This window comes from Bombilactobacillus bombi (genome assembly GCF_013607485.1).
Lineage (GTDB): Bacteria > Bacillota > Bacilli > Lactobacillales > Lactobacillaceae > Bombilactobacillus > Bombilactobacillus bombi_A.
This window is the reverse complement of sequence record NZ_SCHP01000016.1, coordinates 19,165-30,943: the sequence shown is the minus strand read 5'-3', so window position 1 is coordinate 30,943 and position 11,779 is coordinate 19,165. Positions and strand designations below refer to the sequence as shown.

Annotated in this window: 11 protein-coding genes; 9 read left to right on the top strand and 2 right to left on the bottom strand. The window is 35.3% G+C overall.

The window, feature by feature from the left end; genetic code table 11:
• The 8 genes from EQ827_RS04840 to EQ827_RS04805 all read left to right on the top strand — a co-directional run.
• Positions 1 to 380, top strand: a 380-nt coding sequence (locus EQ827_RS04840) for a hypothetical protein (protein WP_181189860.1), incomplete at its 5' end; no start/stop codon positions are given.
• Between the two features lie 49 nt (positions 381 to 429).
• On the top strand, positions 430 to 618 hold the full coding sequence (locus tag EQ827_RS04835) for a transcriptional regulator (protein ID WP_181189859.1): 189 nt from the start codon (positions 430 to 432) through the stop codon (positions 616 to 618).
• 330 nt (positions 619 to 948) lie between these two features.
• Positions 949 to 2,490, top strand: a complete 1,542-nt coding sequence (locus tag EQ827_RS04830; RefSeq protein WP_181189858.1) for a gluconokinase — start codon at positions 949 to 951, stop codon at positions 2,488 to 2,490.
• A gap of 219 nt (positions 2,491 to 2,709) precedes the next feature.
• On the top strand, positions 2,710 to 4,152 hold the full coding sequence (locus EQ827_RS04825; protein ID WP_219912639.1) for a 6-phospho-beta-glucosidase: 1,443 nt from the start codon (positions 2,710 to 2,712) through the stop codon (positions 4,150 to 4,152).
• A gap of 16 nt (positions 4,153 to 4,168) precedes the next feature.
• On the top strand, positions 4,169 to 5,464 hold the full coding sequence (celB, locus tag EQ827_RS04820) for a PTS cellobiose transporter subunit IIC (RefSeq protein ID WP_181189857.1): 1,296 nt from the start codon (positions 4,169 to 4,171) through the stop codon (positions 5,462 to 5,464).
• 112 nt (positions 5,465 to 5,576) lie between these two features.
• A complete protein-coding gene (locus EQ827_RS04815; RefSeq protein ID WP_181189856.1) occupies positions 5,577 to 5,885 on the top strand; it encodes a PTS sugar transporter subunit IIB in 309 nt (102 codons plus the stop codon).
• A gap of 27 nt (positions 5,886 to 5,912) precedes the next feature.
• Positions 5,913 to 6,233, top strand: a complete 321-nt coding sequence (locus EQ827_RS04810) for a PTS lactose/cellobiose transporter subunit IIA (protein WP_181189855.1) — start codon at positions 5,913 to 5,915, stop codon at positions 6,231 to 6,233.
• Between the two features lie 98 nt (positions 6,234 to 6,331).
• Positions 6,332 to 7,045, top strand: coding sequence for a MurR/RpiR family transcriptional regulator (locus tag EQ827_RS04805; RefSeq protein ID WP_181189854.1), 714 nt, complete (start codon positions 6,332 to 6,334; stop codon positions 7,043 to 7,045).
• Between the two features lie 117 nt (positions 7,046 to 7,162).
• On the opposite strand, the gene EQ827_RS04800 is transcribed toward EQ827_RS04805, so the two are convergent.
• Together EQ827_RS04800 and EQ827_RS04795 are read right to left on the bottom strand one after the other, a co-directional pair.
• Complete coding sequence (locus EQ827_RS04800) at positions 7,163 to 7,603, bottom strand: universal stress protein (RefSeq protein WP_181189853.1); 441 nt, start codon at positions 7,601 to 7,603, stop codon at positions 7,163 to 7,165.
• Positions 7,604 to 7,624: 21 nt separating this feature from the next.
• Positions 7,625 to 9,208 (bottom strand): Nramp family divalent metal transporter, encoded by a 1,584-nt coding sequence (locus tag EQ827_RS04795; RefSeq protein WP_373563509.1) that lies wholly within the window; start codon positions 9,206 to 9,208, stop codon positions 7,625 to 7,627.
• 169 nt (positions 9,209 to 9,377) lie between these two features.
• On the opposite strand from EQ827_RS04795, the gene EQ827_RS04790 reads away from it, so the two are divergent.
• Complete coding sequence (locus tag EQ827_RS04790) at positions 9,378 to 10,769, top strand: DHA2 family efflux MFS transporter permease subunit (protein ID WP_181189852.1); 1,392 nt, start codon at positions 9,378 to 9,380, stop codon at positions 10,767 to 10,769.
• Positions 10,770 to 11,779 lie beyond the last annotated feature (1,010 nt).

The following is an 11,779-nucleotide window of genomic DNA, read 5'->3' as shown; positions in this document are numbered from 1 at the left end:
ACAATTTAGATTATGGCAATAACATTTTGGGAATGATTCATATATTAACAACGAGTGATTCCCAAGATTTTCAAGTCGATGATGACCGCCCTTTACGTGCAGGACGTCATTGGCATGTGGACGCAACGGCCACCCCGCTAACATTAGAGAATGATCCTAGTTTCATAATTTCCAATAATCCCATAGAATTTAATGGTCATCCCCTTAATACTAATCCTTATCTTATATATAGTCGAACCAGTAATAATGCGGCTACTCAATATTCATGGAGTTATGCAGCAAATGATGGCATACAATTAAATATTAAAAATAATTCCGTTCCTAAAGCTGGAAAATACAAGGGCACTATTACTTATACTTTGGTTGACGGGTTAAATTAATTGGTTAAAAATCAACTTCTTATTAATTTAATGCTGGAGGTATTTATAAATGGAAGACTCTAATGAACTTTTAGGCTATTTAACGGCGAATCATATTCCCCAAACTAAAGTGGCTGAAGTAATCGGCTGCTCTTTATCAGCTACTAATCGAAAAATTAATCATCATGTTGAATTTAAGCAAAGTGAAATTCGTAAATTACACTATATTCTCCATGTACCTTTGGAACTGCTGATATAAGGAATGGAAATTTTTAAAAACTAATAAGTTAATCTAAGATTTGATCCGTAGAGGTGTTGGTAACCTTTACGGATTTTTTCATTATATAGAAAATGAAATTGAGAACGCTTAAATATCGGTTTTGCTTACGCTGACCGTGTATAATTGCTGCTATGAATTTTACCAGTATAAAGATATCGGGGTATATTTAGAAGCGGTAGTAGGAGAAGAGTTAAATAATACAAAAAGTTAATCGGTATTGCCCATTGAGGAAGATGTCTTATAATAAACCTAAATTATTTGTTTTTTTCTTTGAAACAGTTTTCATGAAGATACAAAAGGGAGATTTGGATGCAGTATCTAATTGGAATAGATGTTGGAACTACTAATACGAAAGCCATTTTATATAATTTAGCTGGAAGTGCCTTAGCTAAAGCTAGTCAAAGTTATCTTTTATACCAGGAAGAGCCAGAAATGGCAGAAGAAGATCCAGAAGAAATCTTCCAGGCGACTTTAAGAGTAATTAAAACGGTTATTTTGCGGGCACAAGTTTCGGGACAAGATGTCGTGGCTCTTTGCTGGTCAGCTCAACAGCATAGTCTGCTAGCGCTAGATTATAATTACCAGCCTTTATCACGTGTGATAACTTGGGCTGATAATCGTGCCGCTTCGCTTGTTCAACAATTGCAAAAAAAGGGTCAGGCTTTGAAGATTTATCAACGTACTGGGCTACCAATTCATCCAATGGGTCCAATCTATAAACTACTATGGCTGCAGCAATCTCAGCCTCATATTTTTCAGCAAGCTGCTTATTGGGTAGGGATTAAAGAATATTTAATTTGGCGATATACAGGGCAATTGCAAGAAGAACAGTCTATGGCTGCTTCCACAGGTCTAATGGATTTAAAAAGCTTGTCTTGGTGTCCTCAGTTACTAGATTTGGCGGGTATTACCACTGCTCAATTACCGCCTTTAGTTCCGATTACAGCTCAAATTAAGGGTATTAAAAATAAATATGCAGATTTGACAGGATTAAATTCACAAGTAATTACTGTAATGGGAGCCACAGATGGTGCGCTATCAACTTTGGGATTAAGCGGTAATCAGGCTGATACTTTAACAATTAATATTGGAACTTCTGCTGCTGTGCGGACAGTTACCAGTCAGCCCAAGTTGGATCAACAAGCACGCCTTTTTTGCTATCCAATAAATCAAAGTCATTATTTGGTTGGTGGTCCACTTAATAACGGCGGAATTGTCTTTAACTGGGCTAAAGATGCTTTGTTTGGTGAACAGCAAACCACTGCCAGCCTATTAAAAACTAATGATTATGAATTACTGAATCAAATTGCTGCTACCTCTCCGGCTGGCGCTCATGGACTGTTATTTCACCCTTATTTAGGAGGTGAGCGGGCTCCTCTTTGGGATGCCAATGCTCGGGGGTCGTTTTATGGTTTGAACCGTAATCATACTAGAGCGGATATGCTCAGAGCTGTGATGGAAGGGATTGTCTTTAATATCTATGATGTAGCCACATCATTGAAACACATAGTTGAGTCGCCACAACAGATATTAGCGACTGGTGGATTTGTTCAATCCGCATTGGGAGCACAAATCTTAGCAGATGTTTTTCAAACGAAAATTAGTATTCCGCCTATTCGTGAAAGTGGCTGTTTGGCTGCTATGTTTTTGGCTAAAATTAGTCTGGGGTTGGAAAGTGATTGGCAGCATCTCAATCGTTATCGTGGAGAAGTTACCAGTTTTCAACCACAATTAACAAGTTCTCAGCATTATCAGGAATTGCTGCCGATCTATATGCGTTTGCGGCAACAATTAACTACTGAATATGCCAATATTTCCGCTTACCAAAGAAAATATCAAAATGAACCATAATTTAGTAAGCACTAATATGGAAGAGCTGTAACGAACTATTATTCCAATTATCAGGAATTTTAGTTGCAGCTCTTTTTTATTAGATAAAAATGTTTTTTTGGATGAAACACTTTTTGCCTGAAAGCCACTCAAGCGGGGTTGTTTTAAATGATGAATATGATAAATTAATTATTGTGAAACCGGTATCAGTAATTTAGATAATTTTGGGAGGATATACAATTGGTAAATAGTAAAAAACTCAGAGATGATTTTCTTTGGGGTGGAGCTGTTGCTGCACATCAATTAGAAGGTGGTTGGCAAGAAGGCGGCAAGGGTATCAGTGTAGCGGATATCATGACTGCTGGTGCTAATGGCGTTGATCGCCAAATTACAGACGGTGTTCAACCAAATCTTTATTATCCTAACCATGAAGGAATTGATTTTTATCATCGTTATCCAGAAGATATTAAGTTGTTTGCGGAAATGGGCTTCAAGTGTTTTCGAACTTCTATCGCCTGGACACGAATTTTTCCCAATGGTGATGAGAGCAAACCTAATGAAGCTGGTTTGAAGTTTTATGATGATTTATTTGATGAATGTCTTAAATATAACATTGAGCCTGTAATCACCTTGTCGCATTTTGAAATGCCCTATCATTTGGTTAAAGAATATGGTGGTTGGCGGAATCGCAAGTTGATTGATTTCTTTATGAATTTTGCTGAAACTGTATTTAAGCGTTATCGTAATAAAGTTAAATACTGGATGACATTTAATGAAATCAATAACCAAACGGATTACGAAAATAATTTTGCTATGATGACCAATTCAGGCTTAATGCCTCAAGCTGGCGAAAACATGGAAAAAACCATGTATCAAGCAGCCCACTATGAATTAGTCGCAAGTGCTAAAGCTGTTAAGCTGGGACACCAGATTAATCCTGATTTTCAAATTGGCTCAATGATTGCAATGGTACCGCTTTATCCTGCTTCGTCGAAACCAGCAGATGTGATGAAAGCCGAGCGGGCAATGCAGGCGCGTTATTGGTTCGAAGACGTGCAATCCAATGGCCAATATCCACTATGGCTGCAACAGTATCAAGCTAATCAAGAATGGAATTTAGATATTACTGCGGCTGATTTACAAATTCTGCAACAAGGCACTGTGGACTATATTGGTTTTAGCTATTATATGTCACGTTGTGTTCAAGCGCACGATGATGAACCATTGAATTATCATTACCAAGAAGAAAAAGATGGTGTGCCAAACAAGTATGTTCAAGCTTCTGAATGGGGCTGGCAAATTGATCCTGAAGGTTTGCGCTATGCAATGAACTGGATGGCGGATCGTTATGACAAGCCACAATTTATCGTAGAAAATGGTTTTGGTGCTATAGATAAAATCGCAGCTGACGGAATTGTCCACGATCAGTATCGGATTGATTATCTGAAAGCACACATTGAACAAATGAAATTAGCTGTGATTGAAGATGGAATTGACTTAATGGGTTATACACCTTGGGGCTGTATTGATTTAGTTTCAGCCGGCACTGGGCAAATGTCTAAGCGTTATGGATTCATTTATGTAGATAAAGATGATAAAGGCCAAGGAAGTCTAAAACGATCCAAGAAAGATTCTTTTGCTTGGTATCAAGAGGTCATTAAGACTAATGGCGAAAATCTATAATTAGGAAGTGAAAGTAATGTCTGAAAAATCAAGTAATTTTTTAAATGCTAAATTAATTCCTTTTTTCAATAAATTAGCAGCCTCGCGTCATTTAGTTGCCCTGCGTGATGGAATGACGGCAGCTGTTCCAATGATTATTATTGGTTCTATTTTTATGATTATTGCGCAATTTCCAATTAAGGGATATCAATCCTTTATGACTCATACTTTTGGAGCTAATTGGGCTACAATTGTTCAGTATCCAACTAATGCTTCATTTCATATTATGGGATTAATTGCAGTTGCGGGTATTTCTTATAATTTAGCTAAAAGTTATAAAATCGATGCTTTTTCTGCTATGATTGTGGGAATTGGTGCCTTTATTCTTACTATTCCACTTAAAACAGATAAAGCGGGAGACTTATGGGTTCCACTTAAGCAGTTAGATTCATCAGGTTTATTTATAGCTATGATTGTTGGTTTATTTATTACAGATTTTTACGTTTGGCTAGTTCATAAGAATTTGACTATTAAAATGCCCGACACAGTTCCTCCAGCTGTAAGTAATTCTTTTGCGGCTCTATTTCCAGGAGCGTTATCTTTACTTTTAGTTTGGTTAGTTCGTCTAGCTGTTGAAGCTACTCCAATGAAGAGCATCCCTAATGTTATTACATTTTTCTTAGCCGGTCCTTTAGGTAGTGTAAGTAATACATTGGGTGGGGCGCTAGTAATAGAACTTGTTGTATGTACATTATGGTTATTTGGTATACATGGTGCTAATGCCATATCTGGTGTTGTTGATCCTATTTTATATGCAGCAATGGCCCAAAATGCTGCAGCCCATACTGCTGGTCATGTATTACCTAATATTGTAACTAAACCCTTCTTTGATAATTTTGTTAGAATTGGCGGTAGTGGTGCTACGATTGGATTAGCATTGTTAATTGCATTTGCTTCTAAGAGTAAAGAATTTAAGACTTTAGGTGAGTTAATTGTTGGTCCTTCATTGTTTAATATTAATGAACCAGTAATTTTTGGAGTGCCTATTGTTCTTAATTATAAAATGGCAATACCGTTTATTGTGGCTCCATTAATGAATATTACTGTGGCTTATACTACTATGAAACTTGGAATTGTTGCCAAGACTTCAGGTGTATATATTCCTTGGACAACTCCGCCAATTATTTCTGGCTTTTTGGCAACCAATCATATTTCCGGCTCAGTCCTTCAATTGGTTGAAATAATTATGGATATAGCTATTTATTTCTTCTTCTTCAAGAGTTTAGATAGGGATAAATTTAAACAAGAACAATTAGCAGCTCAAGCTGATTAATATTATTTCTTTATGGTACATTATTGTGATAAAATAAATTAGAAGCTAAGTCTGAAAACGTTCTTTGATAATACCATCAGCTTGGTTAGTTATTCGCAAAGGAGAAATTACTATGAGTGAAAAAACAATTATGTTAGTTTGTGCTGCAGGCATGTCAACTAGTTTGTTAGTCAGCAAAATGCAAAAGGCTGCTGAAGAAAAGGGCGTTGATGCTAAAATTTTTGCTACATCAGCAGCAGATGCAGATACTAAGTTAGAAAGTGACCATCCTGATGTTTTAATGTTAGGACCACAAGTTAGCTATATGTTAGACGACTTTAAGAAACGGGTTTCAATTCCCGTAGAAGTAATCAATATGCAAGACTATGGAATGATGAATGGACCTAAAGTATTAGATGAAGCTTTAAGTTTAATTAAATAGATTACTGATTACTGAAAGGAATTTTAAATGGCGACTGAAGACGAAAATTTACAAACAGTAATGGGCTTGATTATGAATGGCGGTAATGCCAAAGGGGCTGCTTTTGAAGCAATTAAAGCTGCCAAAGCTGGTAATTTGGAGCAAGCAGATGCTAAGCTTAAAGAATCTGACAAGTATTTAGCAGAAGCCCACAATGCTCAAACTGGTATGTTAACTAAAGAAGCAAATGGTGAACACGCTCCAGTTACCTTGTTGATGGTTCATGCGCAAGATCATATCATGAATGCCATTACTTTTCGCGATTTAGCTGGTGAAATGGTTGACCTTTATAAAAAATTAGCTGATTAATTATAGTTAATTATTCGTTTTTAAAAGCAACAGTTGCTTTATAAGGGCTGTTGCTTTTTAATTTAAATAAATATTTATTAAATATACGAGGCGATTTTATGATGCCACCTGGACCTAAATTTACTCCAACTGAATGGAAAATATATCAATTTATTTTAGCTAATAAAGAAAAGGTGATTTCGTTCAGTTTACGACAGTTAGCTCTAAAATTAGAAGTATCACCTGCTTCAGTTGTTAGAACTATTAAAAAGATGGGCTACAGTCATTATCAAGATTTAAGTGAGAAGTTAAAGCATGAGTTAAATATTCCACTGATTGATGATGATATAACTTTTCAGGCAATTTATTATTTTCATCAATCAATAATTGATGATTACACACAAAAAATAAATATTTTTAAACGTTTCACGCAACATTGTACCGATTTTATATTTTATGGTATTGGAACATCTCAAGATTTAGCTGCTTATGGTGCTCGTCAATTTGTTAATAATGGCTACAGTGCCTTTGTAGTAAGTGATCCCTTTTACCCCATTGATAGAATCAAAAATGCTTATCATAATAAAATAGTAATTGTCCTATCTGTTAGTGGAGAAACTACACCAACTGTTGAGCAAGTTATTAATTTTCGGGCTAATGGTGCCAAGATTATTAGTATTACCAACAATTCTGACAATACGATTGCTAATTTATCCGATCTTAATTTTTGCTATTTACTAGAATCTAAGGTAGTTGGGCGAACTTTGAACTTAACCAGTCAAATACCCGTAGTTTATATATTAGAGCGTTTATCTCGTTCTCTTCAAAATTAGCTGATAATAATATACTTTGGTAACTACAAGGGCAATGTCTTTTATTCAGAACTTATTGGAGCAATATTTAAGGTAATAAAAAACAGATAACAATTATTGTTATCTGTTTTTATAAACTTATCTAATAACTAAAACGGAAATTGGTGAATTCTTAGCCATATGTGAGGCTTGACTGCCAAAAAGTTTCTTTTGACCCTTAATATCTAAGGAACCAATAATTAGTAAATCAGGATGATATTTTGGAATCACATCTTCAACAATGGTTTCTCCGGGGTTGCCTTCACTGATGATGCCTTGAACATCATCTACTCCAGCATCTTCAGCAGTTTTTACATATTCTTCCACATGACGCTCAACATCTTCTCGTTTGCCATGAATAAAGTCATCATTGAGTACTTCATACACGTTCATATCGTGCTTTTCTAATACAGTAACAATTAATAGCTTTGCACCAGTAATTTTGGCTAATTTAATTGCATATTGAAAAGCCTTTTGGGCATCTTCGGAGTTATCAACTCCAACTAAAATCTTTTTTAAATCAAAATTTGGTTCTTCCATAATGGCGCTACCTCTTTTCGATTATTTTAAACTTTTAGCTAACTTGTCATCTTGGGATTTTTTAAAGCGTTTGTTGCCTTGATATAATTCCACGATTGTCCAAACTAACAACAATAGGACAACAGCAATAGAAGTATAGGCAATAATTTGAGCCTGCTGTAATTGAGCAGCATTAGGATGATCACCATAAAAACTGACAATTTGGTCCGGCAAATTCTTAAGATTTAAAACAGTTAAGGCAAGAACCGAAATCCAACCGAGAATTTTTATCCACCATGAATTAGTAAATCTTTGACCCATTTCGTCCTTACTGTCAGTGAACATTAATAATGGCAACATTGAAAATGGCAAGGCAAATGCCAAAAATACCTGGGAGTTATTCATTAAATCATTTAAGGCTTCATGTTCTTCAACAGGTGGCTTGCCACTAGTTAAGGCCACACAAATCAAAACTGGAATAACGGAAATTAAACGAGTGATTAAACGCCGCAACCATAAGGGCACACGCATGTGAATAAAACCTTCCATAATTACTTGACCAGTCAAAGTACCTGTAATTGTAGAATTTTGACCAGAAGCAAGTAAGGCGACCGCAAATAATGTTGAAAGTACACCAGTTTTGGCAACACTAGCTAAAATACCATTGCTCAAGGTTGATGTATCTGAAAGTGCTTGATACAAGCCAAAGAAAGATGGATCTTTAACTGCGCCTGATTTGAAAACTGCAACCCCAGTAATTAATAATAAGGCATTGACAAAGAAAGCAAATGTTAATTGAATATTAGAGTCCCAAGCGGAAAACTTCACTGCTTGGGCAACATCTTCTTCGTCGTTATGATCAATTTTACGAGTCTGAGAAATTGAAGAATGCAAGTATAAATTATGGGGCATAACAGTAGCACCAATAATACCTAAAGATCCGCTGATTGGTGTTTGTCCACCAATATGGGGACTACCAGACATAGTTTTAACTGATGGCACCAAACCGCCAATTACAGCGCCCCAATTAGGATTTGATAAGGCCACTTGGTAAACAAATATAAATAAGATAACTAAAATCAAAGCAACAACAATCGCCTCAATTTTACGAAAACCAATCTTGGTTAATAATAACAGCACCAAAACATCAAAAACAGTAATGAACACTGCTATTACAAGGGGAATGTTGAACAGTAAATATAAAGCAATGGCGCCACCAATAACTTCGGCAATATCGGTGGCCATAATGGCTAATTCTGTTAATATCCACAAGACAATTCCTAAAGTTTTACTAGTTCTGGCTCGAATCGCTTGAGCTAAATCCATTTGCGTCACAATCCCAAGTTTAGCTGCCATGTATTGTAACAACATCGCAATCAAACTTGAAATTAAGATGATGGACATTAGTAGGTACTGGAAATTCTGACCACCAGTAATAGATGTTGACCAATTACCCGGATCCATATAACCAACAGCAACTAAAGCTCCTGGTCCAGAATAAGCAAATAATGTGCGCCAAAAGCCTTTACCCTTAGGAACTTCAACTGTACCGTTGATTTCTTCCAAAGAAGGACCATTGGCATATTCTATCAAGTGGTGTTTTTTCGTGGTGACTTTTTCGACCACTACAATCCCTCCTTCTTATTTCAAAACATATCATACTCCTTATTTCAGTAAAATTAAACAAAAAATTAGGCTTACTTAATTTTTTGGGGAAATACCTTGTAAATAACTGTAAAGAGGTCAATAATAGTCGCGTATTACTACTAGTGTATTTAAGAAAGAGGCGGCTAAAATGTCAAAGGAAATAAAACTATCCCATCAAGCTCGGTGGGCATTTATAATTACCTTATTAACTGGAACTTTTACTATGTCTATTAGTCAATCAGCCCTGTCAACGGCCTATCCTACTTTAATGAAATATTTTTCGGTGTCGGCTTCTACTATTCAATGGTTAACTACTGGCTTTATGTTAATTATGACAGTCATGATACCTGTCAGTCCCTGGTTGTTAGCTAATATTAATTTTAAAAGTCTTTATTTGAGTTTATTGTTAGTCTTTGATTTGGGAACGTTGTTAATTGTAATGGCCTCCTCTTTTCAATTGATGATGTTAGGACGCGTATTAGAGGCAATTGCAGTAGGAGTTTTATTTCCAGCTTATCAAACAGTTTTATTAAATATTACTCCCAAGAATCAACGTGGCAGTATCATGGGGTTAGCCGGACTGGTTATGGGTTCAGCTTTGGCTGTGGGCCCAATTATTTCGGGTGTAGTTTTACGATTTTTTAAATGGCAAGGGGTTTTTGTCTTTTTTATGATAGTAATTACACTTGTCTTATTAGAAGCTTTAAAGTTTATTATTAGTCCTCTAGAATTACATCCATCAAAATTAGATTGGATTTCAGCTTTTTCGGCTATAAGCTTTATTGGGTTTTTATATGTATTGACACAATGGGGTAAAACCTTAGTTTGGAATTCTAATTTAATTATTATTTTAATTGCTAGTTTTATTTTGTTAGGAATTTTTGTAATGCGGCAATTGACGGCTTCCAAGCCGATGTTGCAATTACGGGTTCTTAAAACCTTTAATTTTGATTTAGCCTTGTTGCTGACAGGTTTTTCTTATATTGCCCTAATTGTTGTTACGATTATTTTTCCGCTGTATTATCAAAATGTTTTGCATTTATCGGCTTTTTGGTCTGGATTGGCCTTAGTTCCTGGAGCAGTAATTTTAAGTGTTTTAAATCCATTAACTGGTAGGATGGCCGATAAATTTGGCTTTAAAGTTACTTTGATCTGGGGTATGAGCATGATAGCTCTGGGCTGGTGTTTGTTGGCTATTTTAAATCAGCAGTTAAATCTTATTATTCTCATATTAATAGCAGCCTTGATTGAGGGGGGCAATGCCTTTGTAATGATGCCAGCAGTTACTATGGGGGCTAATTCATTGCCCAAAGAGTATATTGCCGATGGAACAGCTGTTATTACAACTATTCGTCAGATTTTAGGTTCAGTGGGCGTAAGTGTAGCGACACTGTTATTATCCTTGCCGGCCATGGGTGCTACTGAAGTAATTAAACAGCAGCAACAATTTCATTTAGTTTTTATAGTTTTTAGTATTATAGAAATAATAGGATTAGTGTTTGCCTTAGTGATTCGTAATGCCTTCCCAAAACATGATTGAAGTCTTAGTTAGTAATCTTAAGAGCTAAGTTGCAAAATGTTTTTTAAAACTTACTTTTTAGTTTATCTTTACGTATCATTTACGATGAGTATTTATTATACAAAAATACCGAAGCATGTTTTGTTTCGGTATTTTGTGTGATTTAAATTATCTTTCAAACTATGATTTATTAAGCTTAGTTGTATTGTAGTTAATTTATAAATATTACTTATTGATTTTAACAAATAAAAGTGCTCCAGCTCCTAATAAGGAAACAAAGCAATTATCATTAAGGTCATGCAATAATTATTAGTAAGCTGTAAAATATTGCCCAATAATAATGGTGCCAATAGTTGAATAAATTAATAAATCCAGCGGTGGTGGCACGCAAATGCGATGGAGCAATTTGCACACTGAGAGCATTAGTCAAAAGACTATTACATAAAAGCAGCTATTCCTAGAAGAGAGCCAGTACCATAAATTGACATAATTGCTCCTGCTGTGACAACTCTCGTACCTACTTCATTAACCATAAATAAGTTGGTCAAATTAGTAACCCCCCAGGTTGCCCCCTGCAGCAGAGAATTCTAATAATGATAATGATATTATATTTTTGTTTTTAATGAGACTAATAATATCTTGAGTAAGTGATGAAGAATTGTGGTGTTTAATGACTTTGGTGGTTGCTTTATTAGAATTTTTTCAATATAAAATTAGGACCATAAGAGGTAAGAGTGCAGTGACCAGAGCTGTTGCCATTAATGTAAAAATTATTGCTTTTTTATAGCCAATTTGTCAGATAGAATACCACCGGGTAATACTGTAATATCATAAACCAATATAAAATGCGGTAATATAACTAGACCCTGTTTAACAGTTAAAGCCAATTTTGAATTAATAATCGGCATTAAAGTCGGCCAATTAATCTGACAATAAAGCTTATTAGAAAAGCTAACCATAGACTTATAAGAATTATAGTTTGTTTTTTAGTAAAATAAAATTTTTTCATGAGGAGAGGATCAACTTAACTA